The organism is Sneathiella litorea (assembly GCF_009882915.1).
GTDB lineage: Bacteria > Pseudomonadota > Alphaproteobacteria > Sneathiellales > Sneathiellaceae > Sneathiella > Sneathiella litorea.
The window spans coordinates 1,127,216-1,153,646 of record NZ_WTUW01000001.1; the positions used below are offsets into that span (position 1 = coordinate 1,127,216).

General features: G+C 50.2%; 24 protein-coding genes. 12 read left to right on the forward strand and 12 right to left on the reverse strand.

Annotated features, from left to right (window positions below; translation table 11 throughout):
* Window positions 1–38: 38 nt before the first annotated feature.
* The 4 genes from dctP to ftsH all read left to right on the forward strand — a co-directional run bounded on the left by dctP (window position 39) and on the right by ftsH (window position 5,057).
* Window positions 39–1,031 (forward strand): TRAP transporter substrate-binding protein DctP, encoded by a 993-nt coding sequence (gene dctP, locus GQE98_RS05440; protein ID WP_161314605.1) that lies wholly within the window; start codon window positions 39–41, stop codon window positions 1,029–1,031.
* A gap of 27 nt (window positions 1,032–1,058) precedes the next feature.
* Window positions 1,059–1,586, forward strand: a complete 528-nt coding sequence (locus tag GQE98_RS05445; RefSeq protein ID WP_161314606.1) for a TRAP transporter small permease — start codon at window positions 1,059–1,061, stop codon at window positions 1,584–1,586.
* Window positions 1,586–2,872 carry a TRAP transporter large permease subunit gene (locus tag GQE98_RS05450; protein WP_161314607.1) on the forward strand — a complete coding sequence of 429 codons (1,287 nt, stop codon included), beginning with the start codon at window positions 1,586–1,588 and terminating at the stop codon, window positions 2,870–2,872. Before GQE98_RS05445 ends, GQE98_RS05450 begins: the two co-directional genes overlap by 1 nt.
* Before the next feature lie 334 nt (window positions 2,873–3,206).
* Entirely contained in the window at window positions 3,207–5,057 is a 1,851-nt protein-coding gene (ftsH, locus tag GQE98_RS05455) for an ATP-dependent zinc metalloprotease FtsH (RefSeq protein WP_161314608.1), read from the forward strand.
* Window positions 5,058–5,091: 34 nt separating this feature from the next.
* On the opposite strand, the gene GQE98_RS05460 is transcribed toward ftsH, so the two are convergent.
* The 6 genes from GQE98_RS05460 to rocF form a co-directional block, all read right to left on the reverse strand.
* The gene (locus GQE98_RS05460; RefSeq protein WP_161314609.1) at window positions 5,092–5,682 is read right to left on the reverse strand and encodes a LysE family translocator; all 591 of its coding nucleotides are present in this window, start codon (window positions 5,680–5,682) and stop codon (window positions 5,092–5,094) included.
* 60 nt (window positions 5,683–5,742) lie between these two features.
* A complete protein-coding gene (locus GQE98_RS05465) occupies window positions 5,743–7,104 on the reverse strand; it encodes an MATE family efflux transporter (protein WP_161314610.1) in 1,362 nt (453 codons plus the stop codon).
* Between the two features lie 51 nt (window positions 7,105–7,155).
* Complete coding sequence (locus GQE98_RS05470) at window positions 7,156–7,599, reverse strand: MarR family winged helix-turn-helix transcriptional regulator (protein WP_161314611.1); 444 nt, start codon at window positions 7,597–7,599, stop codon at window positions 7,156–7,158.
* Between the two features lie 77 nt (window positions 7,600–7,676).
* The gene (locus tag GQE98_RS05475; protein ID WP_202526097.1) at window positions 7,677–8,591 is read right to left on the reverse strand and encodes a fatty acid desaturase; all 915 of its coding nucleotides are present in this window, start codon (window positions 8,589–8,591) and stop codon (window positions 7,677–7,679) included.
* 259 nt (window positions 8,592–8,850) lie between these two features.
* Window positions 8,851–9,909: an ornithine cyclodeaminase gene (locus GQE98_RS05480; RefSeq protein WP_161314612.1), complete on the reverse strand. Its 1,059-nt coding sequence runs from the start codon at window positions 9,907–9,909 to the stop codon at window positions 8,851–8,853.
* A 2-nt stretch (window positions 9,910–9,911) separates the two neighbouring features.
* Window positions 9,912–10,841: an arginase gene (gene rocF, locus GQE98_RS05485; protein ID WP_161314613.1), complete on the reverse strand. Its 930-nt coding sequence runs from the start codon at window positions 10,839–10,841 to the stop codon at window positions 9,912–9,914.
* 130 nt (window positions 10,842–10,971) lie between these two features.
* On the opposite strand from rocF, the gene GQE98_RS05490 reads away from it, so the two are divergent.
* The 6 genes from GQE98_RS05490 to GQE98_RS05515 all read left to right on the forward strand — a co-directional run bounded on the left by GQE98_RS05490 (window position 10,972) and on the right by GQE98_RS05515 (window position 17,350).
* Entirely contained in the window at window positions 10,972–11,439 is a 468-nt protein-coding gene (locus GQE98_RS05490) for an Lrp/AsnC family transcriptional regulator (protein WP_161314614.1), read from the forward strand.
* On the forward strand, window positions 11,436–12,428 hold the full coding sequence (locus tag GQE98_RS05495; RefSeq protein ID WP_161314615.1) for an LLM class flavin-dependent oxidoreductase: 993 nt from the start codon (window positions 11,436–11,438) through the stop codon (window positions 12,426–12,428). Before GQE98_RS05490 ends, GQE98_RS05495 begins: the two co-directional genes overlap by 4 nt.
* Before the next feature lie 308 nt (window positions 12,429–12,736).
* The gene (locus tag GQE98_RS05500; protein ID WP_202526098.1) at window positions 12,737–13,906 is read left to right on the forward strand and encodes an extracellular solute-binding protein; all 1,170 of its coding nucleotides are present in this window, start codon (window positions 12,737–12,739) and stop codon (window positions 13,904–13,906) included.
* Window positions 13,907–14,015: 109 nt separating this feature from the next.
* Window positions 14,016–15,128 (forward strand): ABC transporter ATP-binding protein, encoded by a 1,113-nt coding sequence (locus tag GQE98_RS05505; protein WP_161314616.1) that lies wholly within the window; start codon window positions 14,016–14,018, stop codon window positions 15,126–15,128.
* Window positions 15,129–15,137: 9 nt separating this feature from the next.
* Complete coding sequence (locus GQE98_RS05510) at window positions 15,138–16,067, forward strand: ABC transporter permease (RefSeq protein ID WP_161314617.1); 930 nt, start codon at window positions 15,138–15,140, stop codon at window positions 16,065–16,067.
* Complete coding sequence (locus tag GQE98_RS05515; protein ID WP_161314618.1) at window positions 16,064–17,350, forward strand: ABC transporter permease; 1,287 nt, start codon at window positions 16,064–16,066, stop codon at window positions 17,348–17,350. The genes GQE98_RS05510 and GQE98_RS05515 overlap by 4 nt, the downstream gene beginning before the upstream one ends.
* Before the next feature lie 42 nt (window positions 17,351–17,392).
* Here the strand turns inward: GQE98_RS05515 and GQE98_RS05520 are convergent, their stop codons facing one another.
* The 6 genes from GQE98_RS05520 to GQE98_RS05545 are packed head-to-tail and all read right to left on the reverse strand — an operon-like array spanning window position 17,393 to window position 22,772.
* Window positions 17,393–17,596 (reverse strand): hypothetical protein, encoded by a 204-nt coding sequence (locus tag GQE98_RS05520; RefSeq protein WP_161314619.1) that lies wholly within the window; start codon window positions 17,594–17,596, stop codon window positions 17,393–17,395.
* A gap of 8 nt (window positions 17,597–17,604) precedes the next feature.
* Entirely contained in the window at window positions 17,605–18,375 is a 771-nt protein-coding gene (locus GQE98_RS05525; protein ID WP_161314620.1) for an ABC transporter ATP-binding protein, read from the reverse strand.
* Window positions 18,372–19,226 (reverse strand): ABC transporter ATP-binding protein, encoded by an 855-nt coding sequence (locus tag GQE98_RS05530; protein WP_161314621.1) that lies wholly within the window; start codon window positions 19,224–19,226, stop codon window positions 18,372–18,374. Before GQE98_RS05530 ends, GQE98_RS05525 begins: the two co-directional genes overlap by 4 nt.
* Window positions 19,223–20,158 carry a nickel transporter permease gene (gene nikC / locus GQE98_RS05535; protein WP_161314622.1) on the reverse strand — a complete coding sequence of 312 codons (936 nt, stop codon included), beginning with the start codon at window positions 20,156–20,158 and terminating at the stop codon, window positions 19,223–19,225. The genes GQE98_RS05530 and nikC overlap by 4 nt, the downstream gene beginning before the upstream one ends.
* A complete protein-coding gene (locus GQE98_RS05540) occupies window positions 20,155–21,213 on the reverse strand; it encodes an ABC transporter permease (RefSeq protein ID WP_161314623.1) in 1,059 nt (352 codons plus the stop codon). Before GQE98_RS05540 ends, nikC begins: the two co-directional genes overlap by 4 nt.
* Before the next feature lie 11 nt (window positions 21,214–21,224).
* Window positions 21,225–22,772: an ABC transporter substrate-binding protein gene (locus GQE98_RS05545; RefSeq protein ID WP_343044161.1), complete on the reverse strand. Its 1,548-nt coding sequence runs from the start codon at window positions 22,770–22,772 to the stop codon at window positions 21,225–21,227.
* A 308-nt stretch (window positions 22,773–23,080) separates the two neighbouring features.
* On the opposite strand from GQE98_RS05545, the gene GQE98_RS05550 reads away from it, so the two are divergent.
* Together GQE98_RS05550 and GQE98_RS05555 are read left to right on the forward strand one after the other, a co-directional pair.
* Entirely contained in the window at window positions 23,081–25,525 is a 2,445-nt protein-coding gene (locus tag GQE98_RS05550; RefSeq protein ID WP_161314624.1) for a Lon protease family protein, read from the forward strand.
* Window positions 25,518–26,378, forward strand: a complete 861-nt coding sequence (locus GQE98_RS05555; RefSeq protein WP_161314625.1) for a universal stress protein — start codon at window positions 25,518–25,520, stop codon at window positions 26,376–26,378. Before GQE98_RS05550 ends, GQE98_RS05555 begins: the two co-directional genes overlap by 8 nt.
* The last annotated feature ends 53 nt before the right edge of the window (window positions 26,379–26,431 follow it).

Below are 26,431 nucleotides of genomic sequence, written 5' to 3' on the forward strand. Positions count from 1 at the left end.
ATTGGTACTAAAAAATAAAAACCTTGAGGGAGGGAGTTATGAGAAAATTTTTGACAGTAGCAGCAGGGCTTTCAGTCATGCTCGGCGCTTTCAGTTTAACAAGTGATGCCGCGGCAGCCACGGCCATGCGGTGCAGCCATCAGTTGCCACCTGCGCATCATATCGCGAAAGTCATTGATCAATGGGCCGCGGAAATTGAGACGCTTTCAGACGGTGAAATCGATGTTCAGGTTTTCGGGGCGAATAGTCTAACCGGCGCAAAGGAGAATGCGACGGCGGTTGCCAAGGGTGACATCGACTGTGCTTTTTCGATTAACCCGCAGTGGGGCAAAACACTGCCACTCATGAATGTAACGCTTGGCCCATTTGCCGTCAGCAGTTTGGAAGCTCTTCAGAAATGGGACGGGTCTAAAGCAGCAGATTTCCTTGAAGAGAAATTGATGACGAAAGGCGTAAAGAATGCTGTCTGGCTTTTTACAACACGCAGTACGGCCATCACCTCCAACGGTAAGCCACTGATTAAACCTGAAGATTTTGAAGGCGTTAAAATCCGTGGACTTGGTCCGATACCGGATGCCGGCTTTGTTGCCATGGGCGCGGCCCCATCCGCCATGTCGGGAAGTAAAGTGTATCAGGCGCTCTCGACCGGTGTGATTGATGCTGGCCTGACGGATGTATCAGCCGCAGTATCTCGTAAATACTACGAAGTGCAGGATCATGTGACGATCCTGCCGCTCTTCAGCATTTACTTCCATGGCTATGTCAATCCTGCCTGGTATGACAGTCTCTCCGACAAAGGAAAGATGGCCGTAGATGAGGCCGGTAAAAAGGCGGCAGTCTGGGCAATCGAAGCCTCTGAAGCCTCTGCAGCGGGAGCGCCGGAAACGTTGGCAGAAAAGGGAATGAAAGTCCATATTGCAACGGATGAGGAGATAGAGGCTTTGAAGGCTGTCATGGCCCCGGCCTTTTACGAGGCGTTCAGCAATGCTTCAGGGGCGGACGGCAAGAAATTGCTTGATCTTTTGAACTAGATTGCGTTTTCCGGATCCGTAATGGACATGAAGGACAATTCGTCGGAAGAGGAGACATTCTCCTCTTCCGTTTTTATCCGGTTTGTAGAATATCTTTCCTTTGGCGCGGCTGTTCTCAGCGCGGTGCTCGTTGTTTTCACGCTGTTCATGACAGGGTACAGCGTTTTTCAACGTTATGTGTTGGGAACACCAATTACCTGGACAGATGAAATGTCGGGTTTCCTGGTGGTGGCGATCGTGATGCTTGGTGCAGCGGAAACCTTGCGCCGAGGGGAGCATATCAGTGTCGATCTTCTTACCTCAAAAGCGACGGGTAGACGGAAAAAGGCGCTTGGCATCTGGAGTTATCTTGCGACCGCTTTTCTGGCAGCGGTTATCTTCATCAGTACGTGGGAGGCAGTAAAGTTTTCCTATACCATCGGTGTCTATTCAAGTGGATATCTTGAAGCGCCGCTTTGGATACCCCAGTCCTTTTTGCTAGTGGGGTCGGGGCTCTTGTTTTTAATCTCTCTAGTGCGTGCGTATGATGGCCTGCGTAGCCGGAAGGGGGACTAGTGGCGACATTTCTTGTTCTTTTACTCCTCGTCCTTTTGCTTTTGACTGGCGTCCCGATTTTTGTCGGATTAGGTCTCGCTTCCGTCATTATTATGCTGCTGACAGAGGGCAGTATTTCAAGCGTTGCGGATACTTTCTTCGCAAAACTCGACAATGGCATTCTCACCGCCATTCCCATGTTTGCCTTTATGGCGCATGTAATGATCAAGTCGAAGGTCGTGGATGATCTCTATGAAGCGGCAAATAGTCTGGTCGGCCATTTCAAGGGCGGGTTGGGGGTGGCAACTGTCCTCTCCTGTACGATTTTCGCGGCTATTTCCGGATCATCCGTTGCAACGGCATTGACTATAGGCTCCAGCGCCATCCCGCAAATGCGTCGCTTCGGTTATCGCGCCAGGGATGCCTATGGCGTTATTGTTGCAGGCGGCACCCTCGGCATTCTGATACCTCCATCCGGTCCCTTAATCCTGTATGCCATCGTCTCTGAGACGTCGATTGGGGCGCTTTTCATGGCTGGATTTATTCCGGGGATCATGATGGCGTTGATTTTTGCCTGCTTCTGCATTTCACAGGCTTATTTTAGGGGTGACACCAAGGGCAGCGACTGGGTTGGTTGGAAAAAAGGAATAAAGGCGATCCGGAAATCTTTCTGGTCGCTTTCGATGCCGCCGCTGGTTCTTGGAGGTATATATCTCGGCATTTTTACGGCATCAGAAGCCGCGTCTATCGGATGTATCTACGCTCTCCTTGTCGGCGCGCTTGTTTATCGTAACTTTGGTTTGAAAGAACTGGCGGAAACCGCGTTTGAAACTGTTCGAACGACGACAATGCTCTTTATGATCCTCGGCGCGGCGGCATTATTCAGTCGGGCCGTTACGATCATACGTCTTCCCATTGAACTGATGGAAGGCGTCGTGACGCTCGGCTTATCGCCCCTTGGCTTTATTTTGGTTGTCATGTTTGTCATTCTTATTCTTGGTATGTTTTTGGAGACAATTTCCATTATCCTGATCACCACACCGATTGTGCTGCCGATCTTGATGCAGCTTGATGTTAATCTGATCTGGTATGGCGTTCTTCTCATGATTAACCTGGAGCTAGCGCTCATTACACCTCCGGTCGGGATGAACCTTTTTGTTATCAAGGGGATTGCAAATGCACCTCTCATCGAGGTGATTTTAGGTGCGGTTCCCTATGTGCTTCTGCTTCTTGCAGGGCTTGCATTAGTATTACTGTTCCCGGATCTCGCGCTTTGGCTGCCTGACCTTGCCGGCTTTGGCCAATAGAACCATATCTATGAAAGGTATGATGGGGCATGAGCTGCCGTTTGAGGCAAATCAATTCGTTACGCTTCCTATGTGTTAGAATACGACAATGTCAGGCCTCATTCGGCAGCTTAAGACAGATCTGACAATAAATAATGAAGCGATCCCAATCGCTTTCTCTCTCTCATAGATCAGATCCATGGGCTCCGTTATGAGCTAAAAACCTTGGGCAAGGCGGTAAAGGCGCAGCATGAAGATATACAAAGTGCGATTATTGAAGCCTGTACATCCATGCGCTCGGGGGAAGGAAAAGAGTAATGCAGGCATTACATCCTCTTAGAGGCAGGGGGCGGCGATGAAACAGGTGCCCGGCTGGCCTTGGATAGTCATTGCAGCAATATTCGTGTTTTCTATGCTGATGATGAGTCAGGTTGTTCGTCCACCAGTTGAAACAACGATAGCCTACAGTGAGTTCAAGAAAATGGTCTCTGACGGAGAGGTCGCTGAGGTGACCCTTACGGGGGAAAGTGTGACGGCTGTCCTCAAATCTCCTTCGATAATAGGTACCCAGAAGGACAGCACAAAAGACTTGCAAACTGTGTTACCAAGTAGCGGAGACCCGGATTTATTGCGCCTGTTTGAGGAACAGGGGGTTGTCGTCTGGAACCATCCTGTCGAGACTGGCAGCAATTGGTTTCTCACTCTACTGCCCTGGATTATATTTATTGGAGTATATTTATATATAATGCGCCGCATGCAGGGAAACCTAATGGATCGTTTTGGCGGGCGCAACAGCAGCGATTTCCTTATGGGGTCAGCCGCGAAAGAGGAAAAAGCAGGTCGCCGTGTGACGTTCGATGATGTGGCTGGACAGGAGCAGGCAAAGAAGGAAGTTGCTGAGTTAGTCGAGTTCCTGAAACATCCCGAAGACTTTAAAAAACTGGGCGCAGATCCGCCGCGCGGCGTCTTGCTGGTTGGCCCGCCGGGTACTGGAAAAACACTTCTGGCGAGGGCCCTTGCCGGGGAAGCCGGCGTTAACTTCTTTAATATATCTGCCTCTGAGTTTATTGAGATGTTCGTCGGTGTTGGGGCATCGCGGGTTCGAAAGATGTTTGACGAAGCCAAGAAGCGCGCGCCCAGCATTATCTTTATCGATGAGTTGGATGCCGTTGGTCGGGTGCGCGGTACCGGCCTTGGGGGTGGCAATGATGAACGCGAGCAAACCCTAAATCAGATTCTTTCGGAAATGGATGGATTTTCCGGCCGGGAAACCGTGATTGTACTTGCAGCAACGAACCGGCCAGATGTGCTGGATCCGGCGTTACTCCGACCCGGCCGCTTTGATAGGCATGTGACGTTGGAGCTTCCCGACAAGAGTGCGAGAAAGGCGATACTTGAAGTTCATACGCGCAAAGTACCTCTCGCAAAGGATGTCGATCTTGATCTTGTTTCCGCAGGCTGTCCCGGGTTTTCCGGCGCAGATATCAAGAACCTCGTGAATGAAGCGGCGATTGCGGCTGTACGAGAACGCGTTGCAGAGGTTTCAATGCATCATTTCGATGAGATGCGCGACAGGATCATCATGGGTACTGTTCGCACGCTCGCCATTCAACCTGAGGAGCAACATCGCCTCGCGGTTCATGAGGCGGGCCATACTGCCGTCGCCTATTTCCTACCTCATGCGGATCCACTCTATAAGGTCACCATAATTCCGCGAGGGCGTGCTCTGGGTGGCACACATCTCCTGCCAACGGAAGAACGGCACACTCTAGATGAGGAATATTTGCGGGATCGACTGGCGGTTTCTCTTGCCGGGCGTGGGGCAGAAGAATTTTTTCTTGGGAGTGTCAGTTCCGGGGCAGATGACGATATCAAGAATGCAACGAAGCTTGCCCGTGCCATGGTTTCTCAGTGGGGCATGTCAGATGAAGTAGGTCCTATTGATCTGCGGCAGAGCGAAGATCACCCGTTTCTGGGCCGGGAAATTGCGCAACCACGCCGCTTTAGTGAAGAAATGTCCAGCAGGGTGGACGATGCCGTCCTCAAGTTAATTCGGGAAGCAGAAGAACGCGGGCTTGAAATTCTTAAGGCTCACAAGACGCAGATCGAACAATTGATAGAGAAACTCGAAAAAGACGAGACGGTTAACTGGCCGGAGATCGACACTATCCTGGGCCCGAAGACGGCGAAGGAAGGAATTGCGTAGGCTGACGCTGGCTCCGCCCGAAGGAGCGGTGTGCCTAGAAATTAGCAAAGAGGGCAAGGGCAACAACAGCGAGCATTGCTGTAGCCATCAACAGATTAATTCTGAACTGGATATTAGGGGCCAAGTTAAGTTGCTTGACCATGATCCCCGCTGTGAGCCAAATAAAATGAACCGGAATCCAAATGGCATTGAGAAGAGCGAATTTGAGGATTGTTTCCCAGGCAAGCGCATCAGCAAAGAACGGAAATCCAGTAAACAGGGTCGTGTTGACGGCATAGGCCTTGGGGTTAATCAGTTGCAGGGCAATACCTGCAAAAATGCCTGGCTGCCGTGCGGATTCAATAAAGGCGATCTTGGCGCCTGCCGTAGCGATACGAAATGCGAGATAGAGCAGATAAACAAGAGACAACACCAGCAGGATATTCCGGACGACCGGTACGGCAAGAACGATTGCCGCCAGGCCAGACACAACGGCAAGAGCCACGAGGTTATTACCAACAAAAAGGCCAGTCACATAACGAATGCCCGCCGCGCGCCCAAAGGCAGAGCCAACCCCGGCAGTTGAAAGAACACCCGGTCCGGGAGTTATGACCAGAAAGAAAACGGCCAGGAAAAATGAAATCATGCAAACTGTCCCGCAACGTCGGCAGGATCAGCCGGACGTATCACAAATTGTTTTTTTGGGTTACCAGCGTACAACATATACAGCCAGCGCGGTTGCCGCACCATAAATTGCCATCGCACCCCCAATCAGCGCAAAGATCGTCCATTCGGGCATGGCGTTTGTTGCCAGAATCCAGCCGCCCAGCGCAACAACGACAAGGCGAATTGTGCCGGCGATAACGGGACCGAGGACCTTGCCCGCGCCTTGCGAGGAAAAGTAAAGGCACAACCCGAGACCAAACAGACCATAGAAAGGACCGACCCAGGCAAAATACAGCCCCGCAGATTTCATGACAGGTTGAACATCCGTAAACATTCCTGTCCAGATGTCGGGAAAAAGGGCGACCAAGAAGCCAATAGACCCAATCAATATTCCGGCGCAAATGCCACCAGTCCATGCCACCTTCCGCGCCCGGGCGACATTATTCGCGCCAATGGCCATGCCGACCATCGGGACGCAGGCAACACCTATGGCAAAGGCGATGGGGACTAACAGGAATTCCAACCTAGCCCCAATCCCGTATCCCGCCAAAGCCCCAACACCGAATTCCGAGATCAGCCGAGTCAGGATGAGGACAGTGAGAACAGTCTGCAAAGGGGAAATGCAGGAAATCGCACCAACTTTGAGGATATCCTGAAACATCTCCGTCTTAAGCTTGATGCCTCTTACCGTCAGTTTAACCCGCGCCCGGCCGGAGACCAGATACCACAAAAGGAAAAGGGTAGAGACGCTGAAGGCAATAACCAGACCGAGGCCAATTCCCGCCATACCCAGGGCCGGAAAAGGGCCCCAACCGAGTCCGAATGCACCAGCGAGTAAAAACTGTGATAACGCGACGGCAAGCAAGGTAATTGACGGGACTTTCATGTCGCCCGCGCCGCGAATGATGGACGCAAGCGTATTGGTCAGCCAAAGGCCAATCGCTCCGAGAAAAACGATATTGGAATATGCCAGCGCCTCGGTGATAACCACACCATTTCCCCCAAGGAGCCGATAGACATACTCGCCACACAACAGAAAGAAGACACCGAAAAGGAGGCCGGCCAGCGCGCCAATGATTACTGCATGAAAGGCAAGTTGCTCGGCGCGCCGGTCATCGTTTGCACCGAGAGCCCGACTGATGGCGGAGGAAACGCCTCCTCCCATCGCGCCCGCTGACATCATCTGCTGAAGCATGACCATAGGAAAAACAAGGGCAAGTCCGGCCAAAGCGGAAATGCCGAGTTGCCCAGCGTAAGCGGTTTCCGCGATAGCAACAACTGCTGCGGCTGACATCGCAAGAATATTGGGAACACTAAGCCGCGCCAAAGTGCCAAGGATTGGCGCCGTTAGCAGAGCATTGGGGCTGGCAGCAACAGCAGGAGATGAGGTTTCAGTTGTCATCGGCGATTCTTTCTATATTGGCTGTATATGCAGATATATGGCTAAAAAAATTCAATCCCTAAGGTCTTCGATCATGCGATCTATTTTCGAGGCCAACAGGCTGCTGTCTTCCGATCCAAGAACATTTTCTATTCTCTCCTGCGCGGCTTCCCATCCCGGTCGTGCCGCGGAAAATATCTTCCGTCCAGAGTCCGTAAGGTTCAAATTGCGGCTGCGTCGATCCTTGTCATCCTGGGTGAGCGTGACATAACCTTTCCTTTCAAGCGGACGTAAATTCCGGGTTAGAGTAGTTGGATCCATCACGAGTTTTTCAGCAAGGGCGCCAACGCTGATGCCGTCAAAATGTTTCAGGTGACCAAGCAACCCATACTGTGTAATCGTTAAGCCATAGGGTTCCAGCAGTTGATCATAAATCTGCGTAATGCGGCGCGCGGCTTTACGAAAGAGCGACGCGCTGCAGGTAGACTTGAATTCACGGTCCGTATTTTCGGTCATATCGACTATATATCTGCATATGCAGATAAATTCAATAGGTATTTTTGGCGTTGCTCAAAAGGGAGGTCGATCGCCGCTTATGACGAGGTCGAAAGCTTTCGAACGCACTTAAAGGAGACCAGACGCTGTGTGTTTTCATCCCAGAGCGCGAGCCGTAAACAGGCAAAGCTTTCCCGCAAGCTGATACGGTTCAGAGATTTAAGCGCAGGAATTTCTGCAAGGCACTCTCCAAGATGGTAATTCGGGATACGGCAGGAAAGGTGATGAATATGATGAATTCCTATGTTTCCGGAGAACCAACGAAGAGGCTGAGGGAGATCATAATAGCTGCTCGCCATAACCGAGGCTTCGTGAATGTTCCAGTTTTTCTTATGTCGCCAATAAGTTTCTTCAAATTGGTGTTGTACATAGAAAAGCCAGACACCGGCAGTAGAAGATAACAGGATGATTGGTAACTGCACTAACAGAATGTCAAGGAACCCGAAGTTAAAGCCAAGAGCCAGAATTATTGCTGCAATTCCAAGGTTAGTACCCATGATCCCGACCAGCAATCCTGGACGCTGTCGGACCAGGTCTAGCGGTAACCTGTATTTGACAACAAACAGATACATAGGACCAATGCCAAACATCACCGCTGGCGTCCTGTAAACGCGATAAAGAAAACGCTGCCAGCCACTTAACGCCTGATACTCGGCAACAGTCAAAACGCTTATATCGCCAATGCCGCGCTTTTCCAGATTTCCGCATGTAGCGTGATGAGTGTTATGGGAACGCCGCCAGTACTCATGGGGTGTGAGCGTGATAACGCCAATCAACCGGCCGACAAGGTCATTAAGGCGCGGCGACCGGAAAAAGGCATGATGGCCGCAATCATGTTGAATTATAAACAGCCGCACTGTAAAGGCTGCGGCAGGAATGGACAGCAATAAGGCTAACCAATAGATATCATCGACGAGCACAATCATCGTCGCCCAAAGAGCGATAAGCGGCACGATAGTGTTCAGTAATTGTAGGACGCTGCGCTTCGTGTCTGGTTTGGCATAGGTTCGAGCAACTTTAGCCCAATGTTTGTCGTACTCTCTTGGAGGGAGAATATTTGCATGCGTTTTATCGGATGAGAGCGTTGCGGCCCGTTCCGACTCTGATGATCTGAAAATCGTCTTTATATCCTAGTAAAAAAAGTTGCCCAGACAGTATCTATCTATCCTGCATATTACAAGATGAAATGGATCGCGCGGCAACACTTCTGCGTTACGGGGTTTGGGCCGCACGCAGCAACATGCCGAACAAATCGCGGGGGTCATCAGGGTCCGCCAGCATGTCAAGGCTGTCAAAATAGGTTGTGCCAGGTAATTTACTGCGAACATACCGAAGGGCGGAAAAGTCTTCTGTGGCAAAACCGACCGAGTCAAACAGCGTTGTCTGATCAGGCCGTAACCGTGCTTTTTCCTTGCCAGAAATGACACGCCAAAGCTCCGTTACGGGATGATTATCAGAAAGTTGCTGGATTTCCCCTTCAATCCGCGTTTGCGGCGGATACTCAACGAATATATCCGAGCGGAGTAAAATATCCGGGTGTAGTTCCGTTTTCCCCGGACAGTCGCCGCCAACCGCATTTATATGAATACCCGCACCAACCATATTATCGGTCAGGATTGTCGCATATTGCTTGTCTGCGGTGACGGTTGTGACGATTTGTGCGCCTTCGACAGCCTCCTCCGCTGTTTTGCAGAATGTAATGTCAAATCCCTTGCCGGCGAGGTTGTGTATGCATTTCTCAGTTGCGCGCGAATCGATATCGAAAAGCCGCAATTTATTGACGTTAAGAAGGGCCTTGAATGCCATGGCCTGAAATTCCGATTGGGCGCCATTGCCAATAATAGCCATGCAATTGGCTCCTGCGGGCGCAAGATACCTTGCGGCGAGTGCGGAGGTCGCCGCTGTACGAAGGGCCGTTAGAATTGTCATTTCCGAGAGCAGTAATGGATAACCATTGTCAACATTTGATAACATCCCGAAGCCGGTGACAGTCTGCAGGCCATCCCGGGTATTTTTTGGGTGTCCATTAACATACTTAAAGCCATAGACCTCTCCATCACTCGTCGGCATCAACTCTATGACACCTTTTGGGGAGTGGGAGGCAACGCGTGGCGTTTTGTCAAAAAGCTCCCAGCGTTTGAAATCTTCTTCGATGAAACCGGCTAATTCCATAAGAAAAGTCTCAATACCAACATTCAGCACTAATTTCATCATGTTGTCGACACTGACAAAGGGAACGATATTGATGTCTTTCGGGGGATGGATAGTCATGACTATATGCTCTTTAGGTGGATATCTAGGACACGCTGGCCAAACAGGCTGGCAACAAGATCAACGATCAGTTTGCTGGTCCGCCCCCGTTCATCTAGAAAGGGATTAAGTTCTGCGATGTCGAGTGAGGTAACCAGGCCACTATCGTAAAGAATTTCCATTATCAGGTGGGCTTCCCGATAATTGACGCCACCAGAAACCGTAGTACCGACGGCGGGGGCAATATCTGGGTCAAGAAAATCCACATCCAGGCTGACATGGAGACGGCCTGACGCTTTTTGAACGCGATCAATAAATCGGCGTAGCGGGGATGCTACGCCGAACTCGTCAATCGACCGCATGTCATGTACATCGATCTCTGTGCGGGCAATACGTTCCTGTTCTGCTGGATCGACTGAGCGGATGCCCATCATGCAAATATTCTCCGGTTTGATGGTCACGTCCGGTCGTGAAATAACGCCATCAAAGCTTGGGTCGCCGATAATATAGGTTACGGGGGTGCCGTGAAGATTACCGGTATCTGTACTCTCCAGTGTTTGGAAATCTGTATGGGCATCAAGCCAAAGCAGGAACTGTTCCTGGCCTGCTTTCCGACTCGCGCGAGCAAGGGCAGGCAAGATACCTGCGGCCATGCAATGGTCACCTCCCATAAATACAGGAATGTGGTGATCCTTAATCATACTTTGGCAGTACTGGTCTAATTCAGTAATTAAGGCGGCGTAGTCGGCGAGATGATGGATTTTTGGGTTTGGATGGAGAATGTCTTCTGTTGGGGCTAGAGAAATATTTCCAGTATCCAGTACCTCATAGCCTAGGCGAGATAATCTTGTTGTAATATTTGCGGCTCTTAAGGCGTCTGGGCCCATCAGACACCCCGAACGGCGACTACCATAGTCCGTCGGAACGCCAACGAGCAAAATTGATTTTTCCACTATTTCACCTATTCTCCGGCGAGAAATTATCCATAGTGATTATATCATTAAAATAAATGGCGGAAACAACGCCATAATATGATAAAATTGGGCGTTGTAATTACCAGAGTGATATATTAAATCTTTCATTATGGATAAATCTGATCAGAAACTGGTAGCGGCTTTGCGACAAAACGCACGTGCGTCGATCTCGGAGCTTGCTTTAAGGCTCAATCTGTCACGCGCGACGGTGCGTGCACGGTTGGATAGGTTGATGACAGATGAGGAGATTCTCGGCTTTACCGTGATCCTGAAAGAGGATATGGCGGATTTTCCAGTCCGGGGTGTTACTTTAATAGAGGTCGAGGGCAAGGGAGATGAACGAATAATCTCACGTTTACGCGGGTTTCCAGAAATACAAGCGATCCATTCGACAAATGGCCGTTGGGACCTTATCGTCGAATTTGGCGCCGAGACATTGTCGGACCTGGACAAGGTGTTGAGGCAGCTCCGAAAAATTGATGGAATTAACGCGAGCGAAACTAACCTGTATCTAGCCACCCATCGAAGCAACCGGGCAGCAGAACTCATGAAAAACAAGAATGGTGTAACCCTATGACCCAATTGTCCGTGCTGGACCTCGCCCCGATTACAGAGGGAAGTGATGCCACGCAATCGTTCAAAAATTCAGTAGAAATTGCACAGCTTGCAGAGAGTCTTGGATACAAGCGCTACTGGTTGGCGGAACATCATAATATTCCGGGGATCGCGAGTGCTGCGACCGCAGTTCTGCTTTCCCATGTCGGCGCGCATACGAAAACAATTCGGATCGGTTCCGGTGGCGTTATGCTACCTAATCATGCACCGTTGGTTATTGCAGAACAGTTCGGAACGCTTGCGTCCCTGTATCCCGACCGGATTGATCTTGGCCTCGGACGTGCGCCGGGGACTGACGGTCTGACCGCGCAGGCGTTGCGCCGGACACTGAACGCCAATGTAGATAGCTTTCCTCGAGATGTGCTGGAACTGCAGCAGTATTTTGCTGACCTGGAGCCAGGCCAGAAAATTCAGGCTGTGCCAGGTGCTGGCTTGAAGGTTCCGCTCTGGATTTTGGGTTCCAGTCTTTATGGTGCGGAACTGGCGGCTCATTTTGGCCTGCCTTACGCCTTTGCATCGCATTTTGCGCCGACGGATTTGCGTCACGCGCTTCATGTCTATCGGCAGAATTTCAAACCGTCAGCACAACTCGATAAGCCCTATGTCATGGCGGCAATGAACCTGCAGGCTGCAGATACGCGCGAAGAAGCTGACTTTATCGTAACGTCTTTGATGCAAGGCGTATTGGGGCTGGCGCGTGGTATGCCAATCAAGCTACCGCCTCCCGTAAAAGGTTTTGCTGATCGGCTTGGTCCCCAGGAAAATGCAGCCATATCCCGGTTCATGACATATACTGCTCGTGGCGATGCGACAGATGTGTCGGAGCGGTTACGGGAATTCAAGGCTGAAACGGATGCTGATGAAATTATTCTGACAGCTCAGATTTTTGACCATCAGGCGCGCCTGCGCGCTTTTGAGATTGCGGCGACCGCAATGGAGACTCTTGCATAGAGATAACTCGGTCCCTTGTTTTCCAGGCTTGATTTTACATTGCTACATCGCAAGTTTATCATTCCTATAATAAAAAAAATGTGCGAGATTCAATCCTTGAAGCACCTCGTTTAGTTCTCCTTTGTTGTGTCGCAATGTAAATAGGCATTTACGCGATAAATATACTTTGAAATACTGTTGTTTCAGATTTCTATGCATATAGGAGTGCTGACCTTGAAATTTCTGCTGTAGTCTATTTGTAATAATACTGTTGCTATATCCGTTCATTTATTGAAGACCCCGCAACTTACCACACAAGGGAAAATAATATGACAGAGCAATCACAGAAATCCGCTATTGTTGATAAGGTGACCGCCCAAAAAGTGAGTCGCCGGAATGTCCTTCAAACCGCGACGGCCGTCGGTGCTTTTACCGCGGCCGGCCCAGCATTTGTCAAAAATGCGTTCTCCTCTTCGGGAGAAATTAATATCCTTATGTGGTCAGATTACCTGCCGGAACCTTTTATCGCCGATTTTGAAAAAGAAACGGGTATCAAGGTCAATTACACCGGTATTGGCTCGAATGAAGAAATTATCAACAAGATGAAAGCGAACAAAGGTCAGGGCTTTGACATTGTATCGCCGACAAATAACCAGGGTCTGGAATGGGCCCCTCTAGAATTGCTGCAACCTTGGGACTTGAGCCGGGCTCCTGTTGACAAGGTTAATCCGGCAATGACTGCCATCGGGACCAAGGATTGGGATTTCGGTGGTAAAGGTTCCCATTGGCTTCCTCATATCTGGGGAACGGAGGGCATTGCCTGGCGAACAGATAAATGGGCGCCAGCAGGTGACGCGCCAAGTTATGGGGATGTTTGGGCAGATGAAAATGCCGGTAAAACGATGGGCCGTCCGCATTCCATGATGCTTTGCGCCGGGCTCTATATGGAAACGATAGGAGAGCTTAACCCTGGCGACATGTGGAAGGCGTATGAATCAGAGGAAACCATGCGGCCAATCTGGGAAAAAGTGACGGATTGGTGTATCGCTCGCAAAAAGAACATCAAGCTTCTTTGGAATGATGCGGATACACAAAAGAATGGCCTGCTGAACGAAGGTGTTATCGTTGGCCAGACGTGGGACGGTCCGCCTATGTCACTGAAGACAGCTGGTGATCCGATCATGTATCAGGCACCGATAGAAGGATCGATGGCCTGGGTCGATGGTATGTCATTGCCGATCGGTGCGAAGAATATGGATCAGATCTATGAGTTCATTAAATTCTCCTATGATCCGAAAAATGCAGGTAAGGCTATTGATTCTCATGGCTATAATTCGCCGGTTTTGGGTGCTGATCAATACGCAGGGGATGCGTATAAGAAGAACTTTTCTGATGCTTACCCTGGCGATTCCCTTAACAATCTGAACCCCTGGCCACCGCAAGCTCCCTGGTATGCCGCTGTTCGTACAGAGTATGTCAATAAGTTCAAGAGCTCGTAAATTGAGATTTAATACGCCGGGCTCCAATAGGGAGCCCGGTGCACTTCCCGCTAATTTTCTTCAGATCGAGGGAGTTTTGATGAAAGAGGGTGCCAAATGGGGATGATCCATGACAAAAGGGGTTGATGTCGATCTGGAAAATGTCTGGATCCGGTTTGGTGATTTTGTTGCTGTTCGTGAAGCTAATGTAAATATCAAGGGTGGGGAGTTTTTCTCGTTTCTTGGGCCGTCTGGCTGCGGAAAAACGACAATCCTGCGCTCTGTATCCGGCTTTCTGGAGCCAAGCGACGGCAAGGTCAGGATCGGCGGCAAGGATATGGCCGGGATCGGGCCAAACAAAAGGCCAACTGCCCTTATCTTCCAGAATTTAGCTCTCTTTCCTCTCATGAAAGTATGGGAGAATATTACATTTTCCATGGAAGTGAAGGGAGCAAGCAAGGCCGAACGGCGCAAAAGGGCTGACGAACTTCTTGATATGATTGCGCTGCCTGATCAGGGAGATAAGCTCCCTTCCGAGCTTTCAGGTGGGCAGAAACAACGGGTCGCGATAGCGCGGGCGCTTTGTGCGGAGCCCGATGTATTATTGCTCGATGAGCCGCTTTCCGCGCTGGATCTAAAGCTTCGGCAGCATATGCGGACGGAGCTTCGTGAAATTCAGCAGCGTGTCGGTATCACTTTCATCTATATAACCCATGATCAGGGTGAAGCCCTGACCATGTCCGACAATGTGGCGGTGATGCGGGCAGGCATTATTGACCAGATCGGCACCGGGCATTCGGTTTATAATGATCCGGCGACGCCCTTTGTCGCGTCTTTTGTCGGGGAAAACAATGTCTTTCGCGGCAAAATCAAATCCATTGATGGGGATATGGCCCTTGTGAGCACAAATCGTACTGGCGAACTGCTTGCACGTATTGCAACGTCGGCCCAAGGAAAAATGAATGTCGGCGATTCTGCAATGATGTTCATTCGCCCAGAGGCCTGTAATATTGCTGAAGATATCTCGCCGGCTGCAAATCGTTTTACGGCAAGGGTCAAGCATGAAGAATTTGAGGGGCAGATTTATAATGTTTTCCTGGAGGGGGCGGAAGGCAAGGAAATCAAGATGTCGCTCGTCAATGTTGGCAAACAACGTCAATCAGCAGAAGACAATAATCTGACGCTTGAATATATGCCTGATCAGGCTGTCGTCTTGCCAGCCGGTGAACTCGCCAGCGAATAGGATGGAACAATGAACATTGCGCAGCTGTTCCGAGATTATTTTGTCAAAAACGGGATCGGGCTTGGTACCTTCCTGTTGGTGGCTGTGTTGTTCTGGGTTGTGATTCTGATTATTCTGCCGCAACTCTCCATGCTTGATTTTTCTTTCCGCCACCATTTGCCGCCACCGGAAATGGGAGGGCCGAAAGATACCTATACCATCGAACATTATAAATATCTGGTTCTCGGTGCACCGGGCGCGGATACATCTTACAATGTTGTAGATCTCGGCGTTTTTGGAAGGACGTTGCTGGCTGCCTTTTTCGTCACGATCCTTGATCTTATTCTATGCTATCCGCTTGCCTACTATCTCGGCCAATCGAAGGGCGGTGGCTTTATTCGGCTTCTGGTCTTGCTGTTGATCATCCCTTACTGGATAAACGAGATTTTGCGTGCCTTCGCCTTTCGCATCATTTTCGGCGACAGCGGGCTTATTAATGAAGTGATGCTGACCATGGGATTGATCAGTGACCCGATCGATTTTATCCGGGCAAATGTTGCGCTCTATGCGGGTCTCGGGTACGCCTACATCCTGTTGATGATTTTCCCGATATATAACGTGATTGAAAGTCTCGACCGAAACCAGATTGAGGCAGCGCGGGACATGGGCGCCTCCTGGTGGCGCATACATTGGCGGGTCGTCATTCCTTACGCCAAGCCCGGTATATCATCGGGTTGCACCATGGTTTTCATGTTATCTGCCGGCGCCTTGGCAGCGCCACAAATATTGGGCGGACCCTCTAGTCTTTGGTTTACACAAATCATCTATCAATGGTTTAACACGGGCGGCAACTGGCCGCGTGGTGCGGCCTTTGCCGTTGTCCTTCTCGTCGCCTGTATTGTCATTGTTCTTGGCATGATGCGCCTCTTTAAAGTGAAAATTGGGGATATTGGCAAATGAGGACCAATAGTCTTCTTCCGAGACTTTTAATAGGAGCCTATCTCGTCGTCTTTTTTGGCTATTTGCTTGGCCCGCTCATTGTTATGAGCATTACAGCTTTTAACTCCCCATCCTTTCCCAAAATGACGCCATGGGAATGCCTGACTTTCGAATGGTTTGACGTGCTCGCACGGGATGAACGAATTTTGACTGGGATTGAGAATAGTCTTATTGTCGGGGTTGGTACCGTTATCCTGTCAGTTATCATGGGCCTTTCAGGCGCCTTGATGCTGACGCAGATTTGGCCAAAACTACGGGCGACCTATTACACCATCGTGATAGCACCGATCCTGATCCCAGGCGTCGTACTCGGTATCTCTACACTCGTGTTCTGGGATCGGATCAGCATTATGCTCGGCATGAGCACAGGTGGCATACTGCATAACGGCATCTTTCTTACAATTCTGGGTCAATCTACCTTTATCGCATCCTATTGCATGCTTGTCTTTATTGCGCGGCTGCAACGTTTCGATACCGGATTGACTGAGGCGGCGCTCGACCTTGGAGCTACTCCTGTACAGGCGTTTCGGAAAATATTACTACCTTTCATGAAGCCTGCCATAGGCTCTGCCGCGGTCCTTGCTTTTCTCGCGTCTTTTGAGAATTACAACACAACAACCTTTACCTTCGGCAAGTTTCCGACGTTGACAATTGAGCTTGCGCAGAAGGTCCGGTACGGAATAAATCCATCAATATCCGCACTTGCCTTTATTATTATCGTGCTAACCATTATCGGTGCGCTCATCCATGAAATATATCGCCGGCGTCAACAGTTAGCGTTGGCAAACGGCGCTCCTGTCGCGGCGGTTTCCGGTGGCTTTCAGCTGCCAAAAATATTTCGTGGTAATCCCGCTGCCATCATTCTTGTTCTATTGGCGCTTGGTGGCGCGTCGACTATATGGTTTTCACAGAGTTACAGTCCAGGTGTCTGCAAAATGGATGTTCGTGAACAAAAACGTCTCATCCAGGAAGAGCGTATCAAGGAAATCCGGGCAAAGCGCCAATTGGAATTACAACAAAAACAGCTTAAGAGCCCGGATAGCTCAGGCGATATAAAATCCGATGCGCCGGTAACACAAAGCCCTGGAAAAGGCGCGTTCGGTAACGTCTTTGATCCTGGTAACCTGGATAAAGCGGCACCCAAATCCGAGACAGAAAAACCAGCCGAGAGTCCAGGCAAGGGTGCCTTCGGCGATGTTTTTGCCCCTAAGAATCTTGATAAAGCGACCCCAAAGGATGATTAACCTGAGCTGATCTCCCATTAGATATTCGAACCAGTAGGGGTTTCAGTCAATTACTGATAATTCGGGTATTTCCAGAACCTGTCGTAAGCTATTTAATTCAATTCCGCTTGCATCAACTCGATGCCAATCAAGACCAGTGACGCCATGGACAATCTGTTGATGCGCGACCGCTTCGGATTTCTGTGGCGACCGTCCGCTTTTTTCATCGCAGCATTGATCAGTATCAACAACGTCGCTCTTTGCCACTGCGTCTGCTATTGGACGCTGTTGTCTTCGCTTTTGTAGCCAAGAGAACTTTCAAGAAGATGACGTGAGTACGGATGTGTTGGACGTAGCTCACGCATTTCCTTAACCGGCATAATTTCAACGATCTCACCTAGCTGCATAACTGCGATATACTCGCACATATGCCCTATAACGGCCAGATCATGAGAGACCATCAGATAAGTAAGCCCGTGTTCTAGGCGCAGATCAACAAGCAGGTTAAGTATTTCCGCCTGCACGGAAACATCCAATGCGGACGTTGGTTCGTCGAGTAGCAAGATTTCAGGTTCTGGCGCAAGAGCGCGTGCGATGGCGACGCGCTGTCGTTGTCCGCCTGAAAGCTGATGAGGGTAGCGAAAGCGAAAGGCCGGTCCGAGCCCAACATCGCTCAATAGTTTGCTGATGCGCTGGTCAATATCGCTAAAGCCATGTAATCGTAGTGTTTCACTTAAAACCTGGTCTACCGAATGACGCGGATGGAGGGAGGCGTATGGATCCTGAAACACCATTTGGACTTTTTTGTAGAAACGGTGGCTGCGCTTTCGGCCAAGCTTTTCATCTGCTACTTCCATACTGCCCGACCAGGTTGGGATGAGGCCGGTTAGGGCTCTCAGAATGGTCGACTTGCCGGATCCGCTTTCGCCGACAAGGCCAACGCTCTGTCCTTTTTCAACACGCAGGTTTACATTTTTTACGGCATTGACACGTGCCTCTGGTGTGTCAAACCAGACGTTTAGCTTATCAATGATAATCCCGCTCATCGGATACCGCTCACGCTATCTGCTTTGGCCCAGGCTGGATCACGATCGAGCACTTGCAGTCGTTCCTGAGGAGCATCAAGGCGAGGCAGGGATTTAAGGAGGCCTTGGGTATACGGATGTGTTGCCTCGTGCAGTTTATCTGCTGCGCAGGCCTCAACGATCCGCCCGGAATACATGATCAGGACACGGTCGCAAAAGGCCGAGACGAGATTGAGGTCATGACTGATGAAAATCAGACCCATTCCGCGATCCCGGACCAGCTTATCAAGTATATTCAGGACTTGCGTCTGAACAGATACATCCAACGCGGAAGTTGGTTCATCGGCAATCAGGATGTCGGGGTCCGGGATTAGCATCATCGCAATCATGATACGTTGTCCCATGCCGCCGGAAAGTTCGTGTGGATAGGCGTTAATAACCCTGAGAGGATCGCGGATCGCCACAGCTTCCAGCATCTCAAGCACTTTATCTTTCGCCTGCTGTCGTGTTCCCTTTGCCTGTTGAGCATAAGACTCCAACATTTGCTCTCCCACGGTCATCACAGGATTGAGCGAGAATTTCGGGTCCTGCATAATCATGGAAATCCGTTGCCCGCGTATTCGGCGCATTTCCCGTTCACTCAGCTGCAACAAATCTTCACCATCAAGTGAAATATGGTTTGCCGTCACTTCTCCGGGTTTGCGAATGAGCCGCAGAATGGCACGCCCGGTCATTGACTTCCCCGATCCTGACTCACCGACAATGCCAAGCCGTTCCTCTCCTAGCGAGAAGGAAACACCACGCACTGCATCGAAAATGCCATTTCGTGTGGGGAACTTTACCCAGAGGTTTTCCACTTCCAGCCGGGTCATGAGCCACTATCCTTGGGATCAAGCACATCGCGTAATCCATCACCAAGCAGATTAAAGGCGAGACTGACCATAAAAATCGCAAGCCCTGGTATTGTCGCAACCCACCAATGATCGAGTATGAATTTCCGCCCTTCTGATATCATTGCGCCCCATTCCGGAGAAGGTGGCTGTGCCCCGAGCCCGAGAAAACCCAGTCCGGCTGCTGCTAGAATGATCCCGGCCATATCCAGCGTTACCCGGACAATCAGCGAGGAAATACACAGTGGCCAAATATGACGCATTATAATGCGCAAAGGCCCGGCTCCCTGTAGTTTTACTGCACTGATATAATCAGAGTTTCGAATAGTAAGAGTCTCGGCCCGGGCGATGCGGGCGTAGGGTGGCCAAGCTGTCAGGGAGATGGCGATAACAGCATTTTCGATACCGGCGCCAAGGGCCGCCACAAAGGCAAGCGCCAGGACAAGGCGCGGAAAGGCGAGGAAAATATCTGTAATCCGCATCAGGATCGCATCCACCCAGCCTCCGGTATATCCTGCGACAGTTCCGACAAAAAGCCCGGCGACAGGGGCTATCAGGGCAACCAGCAGGACAATGTATAATGTGATCCGTGCGCCATAAATAAGACGACTTAGAATATCGCGGCCAAGCGAGTCAGTTCCCAGAAAATGGCCTTCTGATGCTAGCGGTGCAAGGCGGTTTGAAAGGTCTTGTGTAAAGGGATCATGGGGCGCAAGGATGGGGGCAAAAATCGCGACAAAAGCCAGAAAAACAAGGATCAGGAGACCGAACATCGCCATCGGGTTGCTCTTGAAGGAAAGCCAACCCTGGTAAAAGGAGGCAACACGTGCATGGTTTCGGGACGTGGGCGTATCTGTTAAAAGCCAACGGCGCCAACTCGAATGATTTTCATGGGGCGTACTAAAAATACTCATTTTGCCCTCGGGTCAAAGAACTTATAGAGAAGGTCGGAGAAGACATTCAGGCATACGAAAACGAGACCAACGACAACTGTACCCCCCAGCACGGCGTTCATATCGGCGGAAAGAAGAGCTGTGGTGATATAGGAACCAATCCCGGGCCAAGCGAAAATAATTTCTGTTAGAACTGAGCCTTCGAGAAGGCCGGCATAGCTCAATGCAATGACAGTGATTAGTTGCACCTTTATGTTACCGAAGGCGTGACGCCAGATAACTGTCCATTCGGATAAACCCTTGACGCGTGCTGTTGTTATGTATTCCGAATTCATCTGCTCCAGCATGAATGAACGCGTCATTCGGCTGATGTAAGCGAGACTGTAATAGCCGAGGAGCGATGCGGGCAGGATGATATGGCTCATGGCATCCTTGAAGACTGTCCAATTGCCATCAAGCAGGCTGTCGACAAGGATCATTCCCGAAACGGATGGCACCACATCGACGTAGAAAATCCCTACTCGGCCAGGGCCGCCAACCCAGCCCAAAATTCCATAGAATATAAGTAGTCCGACAAGACCCAGCCAGAATATTGGCATTGAATAACCGACAAGCGCGACAAACCGGGCGATCTGGTCTATCCAGCTGCCACGATTAACCGCGGCAAGAACGCCTAACGGGACACCAATAATAACCCCGATAAGCGTGCCGAGGGTAGCCAGTTCAAGAGTTGCCGGGAAGACGCGCTTGATATCTTCTGCGACGGGTCGTGCATTCAGCAGGGATTGCCCAAAGTCGCCCTGAAGAATATCCCGGATATAATAGAAAAACTGGATAATAACGGGTTTATCAAGTCCCATCGCGCGATAAGCCGCATCGTAGGTTTCCTTGCTTGCCCGCTCTCCGACAATTGAGATTACAGGGTCAATCGGCATGACGCGACCAATGATAAAGGTGACGAACAAAAGCCCTAGCATAGTCACCAGAATTGTACCGATGGTTTTAAATGTCGATATCGTGAAGGTAGAGAAGGGCGACTTCCGCCGCCCTTTTCCTGGTTCCGCCTGTATGGTCATCAATAATCCGGTTACTTGGTAACAGGCCAGTAGGCGACGGCTGTTATTGCGCCGCCAAGATTGAGGTTCTTCACATTACTCTTGCGGCCCGTTTGCTCAATTTTCTGGAACATAATTGCGAAGGGGGCTCGGGCCTGGAACTCACGCTGTATATCTTCATACATTTTTTTGCGGACTTCACGATCCCCCTCGATGACGGCGGCTTCGGTCTTGGCCGTCAGGTCACCCGGATCCCAGGCATTCCGCCAGGCAAGGAGGCCGGTTGCTTTTGCCTCTTCGGAATTGTCGGGATTGTAGGCGAACGTGCCGGCATTTGTCTGTGGATCTGGATAATCGGGGCCCCAGGCACCGACATAAAGGTCAAGATCCCGGGCGCGGTATCGGGTGAGCGTCTGCTTGCCGGTTCCGATCGTGATGTTGAGCTTAATACCAGCTTGGGCGAAAGTGTTCTGCAAGGATTGAGCGATTTCGACACGTTCCTGCGCCTCACGAACGCCGGCTTCAATCTCAAGGCTTTCAACACCAGCTTCTTTCAGCAATGCCTTGGCTTTCTCAAGGTTAAAGCTGTAAGGCTTATCCTCGATCGCACCGAGATAGGTCTTTGGCAGGAAGGATTGATGAACAGTATATTGTCCCTTCAGGAAGCTGTCCTGCATTCCGGTATAGTCGATAAGATACTTGATCGCTTCAACGACTTTTGGCTTCGATAGAACCGGGTGACTCTGATTGAGCGAAATATACATGAGGCGGCCACGAAGCTCGCTGTCAACGGTAATGCCTTCCTTGCCTGAAATACCGGCAATATCCTCGGGATTGAGGTTGCGGGCGATATCAATGTCTCCCTTTTCAAGCAGCAGACGCTGGGTTGCGCTTTCCTGGATATGGCGGACAATTACCCGCTTCATGGCCGGTGCCCCACGGAAGAAATTCTCATTTGCCTGGAGGGTGACAGACTCGCTGGGTTTCCAGCTCACCACCCTATAGGCGCCGGAACCTGCCGAGTTGGTTTTCAGCCAGTTATTGCCAAGGTCGTCGCCCTCTTCATGTTCCATCACCAGCTTTTTATCAACAATGCCGCCAATTGTGGCGGTCAGGCAGTTGAGAACAAAGGAAGTCGCATATTTTTTGTCAGTTGTGATACGGATCGTATTTCCATCGGCAACAATCGTCTCGCTGACATTTTCCGGAGTGAAGCCGAACTGTGTCAGAATAAAGGACGGTGTTTTTGCAAGAATCACGGCGCGCCGCAGGGAAAATTCAACGTCTTCAGCCGTAACCGGGTTGCCAGAATGAAATTTTACGCCTTCACGCATCGTAAAGGTAATGGTTTTACCGTCTTCGGATACCGTCCAGCTCTCCGCGAGGTCCGGCTCATAACCTTTTTCCAGGTTGAGCGGATCAAAATTGACTAGCCGACCATAGACGTTACGAATAACGTCACTTCCAGCAAATTCAAAGGACTCAGCAGGATCCAGAGTTGTTATGTCATCTATCCGGTTGGCGATAACCAGCATATCCGGTGGTGTTTCAGCAAGTGCCTGTAATGAAGGTAACGTCATAACAGACGCTGTCAGGCAGAAAATGATGCCTGCCGTAAGTTTCTGTAATTTTATCATGTAATTTTCCTCCCTGTCGTTATGAAATAACCCGTATTTCCGCGACTATTGGTTCCCGATCACATTCAGGACGACAACCATTCGAGAAAGGTTCGCACTTTAATTACGGGCTGTCGAGCGGATTTTCAAAGACCACTTTGCAAGATACATCCCGAAATACCGGATTCTCCTCCCTGATTTGATTTGTCTCAATTAGGGCTACAGATAATATGCTAATATTAGAACATTAGGCAGATATAAAGGATTGTTCGATGGTGGGTAGTAAAGCATTGCCAGCTTCGCAATTATGCCGCAGATATAATCTTGAGGCACTTGGGTTTACGGATACATCCGAGTTGGAGGATCTACGTGAACCTTTAGGTCAGGATCGTGCTGTTGAGGCTATTCGTTTTGGCATAGGCGTGCGTCATCAAGGGTTCAACCTATTTGCCTTTGGCCCCTCCGGATCGGGCAAGACTGAAATAATCCGTCGTTATCTTGAACCGGAAGCTGCGGCCAAGCCGGTCCCGGATGATTGGTGTTATGTGAATAATTTTACAACGCCGGATCATCCTAAAATGCTACGCCTTCCTGCTGGTCGTGCAAAAGATCTGGCGAGACAAATGGAAAATCTGACGGCGGAAGTTCGTGTCGTGATCTCTGCCGCCTATGAAAGTGAGGACTATCGCACCCGGCTCGATGTCATTGTCGAACAGTTTAAGCTAAAGCAGGAAGAAGCTTTCGAGAATCTTCATAAGAAGGCGGGTGAGAAAAATGTCGCGATTGTCCGCACTCCCATGGGGCTCGCCCTGGCACCCTCGCGCGAAGGAAAAGTCCTTAATCCAGAAGCCTTTTCAAAGCTGCCAACTGAAGAGCAGGAGCAAGTTAAGAAAGACATCAGTGAGCTGGAAGTTGACCTGCAAGCAGTTGTCAGAATGTTACCTGAACTTGAACGTGAGCAACGGCGTGAAATTGTGAAGTTAAACCGGGAGGTAACAAGCTTTACAGTTGATCATTTGATTGATGAGATTAGGGAAAAATGGCGAGACTGCACGGCAGTGCTTGTATTCTTTGATGAAGTCCAGGACTATATCATCAATCACAGTGACGTTTTCCGCCTGAGCAAGGACGAAGCGGCGGAAACAATTCCCGCCCGCATGGCTGCAGATTTTCTGATGCAGCAGGAACGCGTTATCGGAAATTGCCAAGTCAATGTTCTTATAAGCCATAAAGCCGATGGCGGCGCACCGATTGTTTATGAAGATAATCCAACAGTCGAAAATCTGCTTGGCCGGATAGAGCATCGTTCCGAATTTGGTTCTCTGGTGACTGATTTTCGCCTGATAAAGCCTGGAGCCTTACATCAGGCGAACGGTGGCTATCTCATCTTGGATGCCCGGCGCCTGGTCTTTCAGCCCTATGCTTGGGAAACATTGAAACGTGAGTTACGCAGCCGGGAAATCAGGGTTGAGACGCTTTCTCAAATGATGTCGCTCGGCAGCATGGTAACCTTGCAGCCTGAACCGATCCCGCTCGATATAAAAGTAATCCTGATTGGGGATCCGACGCTTTACTATCTGCTCAGCCAGAATGATCACGATTTTAATAACCTGTTCAAAGTGCCTGTTGACTTTGATGATCGCGTGCCTGTCACGGACGAGGCGATTTCTCTATATGCCCAATTTATTGCGACTGAGGCGCGGAAAAAGCAGTTAATGCCGCTGCACCGTAGCGCTGTTGAACAGGTTATGGAGCGGATGACCCGCCTCACCTCGGATACGGAGCGCCTGTCCAGCCATACACGCTCTCTTTCTGACCTGTTGTCAGAAGCGGATTATTGGGCTGCGTCCCGCTCTGCGCCGCGTATTGAAGCTCAAGATGTAAAACATGCAGTAAAGGCCCATATTCATCGGTCGGACCGGATGCGTGAACGCACACAGGAACAGTTTCAGCGTGGGACGATGATGCTGGATACTTCTGACGCCAAGGTTGGGCAGATCAACGGGTTGTCGGTTCTGCAACTTGGCGATTTTGCGTTTGGCCGCCCTAGCAGGATTACAGCGAGGGTACATCTTGGACGAGGGCGGGTCATCGATATCGAGCGCGAAGTAGAACTTGGCGGCCCACTTCATTCAAAAGGAGTATTGATCCTCTCGAATTTTCTGGCGGCCCGTTATACCAATAATAGACCACTATCTCTGAATGCGAGTCTGGTCTTTGAGCAATCCTATGGCGGGGTCGATGGCGACAGCGCTTCCTCGACTGAGCTTTATGCGCTTTTATCGGCGCTTTCAAATACTCCGATTAAGCAGTCCCTGGCCGTAACCGGATCGGTTAATCAATTTGGTGAGGTTCAGGCAATTGGCGGTGTAAACGAAAAGATTGAAGGCTTTTTTGATCTTTGCAACTTCCGTGGGCTGACTGGCGATCAGGGCGTGCTCATCCCGGAATCAAACGTCAAGCATCTAATGCTTAAAGATGAGGTTGTGGCCGCCGCAGAGAAAGGCCAGTTTCATATTTATTCTGTTACGAGCATTGATCAGGGAATCGAGATTTTAACAGGTATACAGGCCGGAGAACTGGATGCAGCCGGCAACTATCCACCAGAATCAGTCAACGGTCGGGTCAAGGCGCGGCTTGAGGTTTTTGCTGAGTCGGCGCGGCAATATGTAAAATCTGGGGGTGAGGACAAAATGTCGGGGGCAGGCGATGGCTGAACCTTCAAGCCGCAAATATCGCCGGGTATTGCTTCAGATTGATGCGGCAACGCTCTGTCAGGACACGGTTGGAGCGGCCGTCGAAATTGCCGCCCGCCTCGGCGGCGAGCTGCATGGGCTTTTTATTGAGGATACGGACCTTGTTGCTGTTGGGGAACTTGAGTTCATACATGAATTTCGTCTTTCCTCGCCAACTGCGCATCCATTGGACCTGCTTACACTTGAAAGTCAGCTCCGTGCGATGGCGCGATCTGTCAGGCGACAGCTTGAGCGGGCAGGTAACCGCCAGAAGGTGACGATCGGGTTCAGGTCCGTTCGTGGTGATACCTGGCGTACTGAGGAGGAAACCTCTAATGACGCCGATTTGGTCATAATTGAAAGCACAGGCCGACTGCATAGCCGAACCTATCGCGGTCATCGCACCAATCGACGCAGCGCAGTTGCAAACTTGTGTCCGACACTACTGCTGAAGGGAGGCAAGCGTCTAACGTCTTTCGTAACCGTAATATGCGATTCTGTTGAAGCCGCGAAGTTAGGAGTGCGGACAGTGACAACGCTTCTCGGGGTAAAGCCGGAAAATATTACACTTCTTCCGTATGCCTTAAACGATCAGGAATGTCAGGAACTCCGAGAAATTATTGAGCAGTTTGCTGAGGAAACTATGAAAACTGCTGAAGGTCGCACCCAGATTAAAATCGGACCAAATGTCGCTGAAGATGGTGCTAGAGTTATGAGGTTTTTATCTCCTGATGATTGTGTTGTTGTTTTGAAGACAGGAGGGATATTTCTGGAAAACCCTGCCCATCTGGAATCCCTGATAGTAAGCCGACATCCGTTGTTATTCGTTCAGTAACACCGCCAAATACACCGTTGATTGTCATCAACTACAAAACATAAAGGTATACT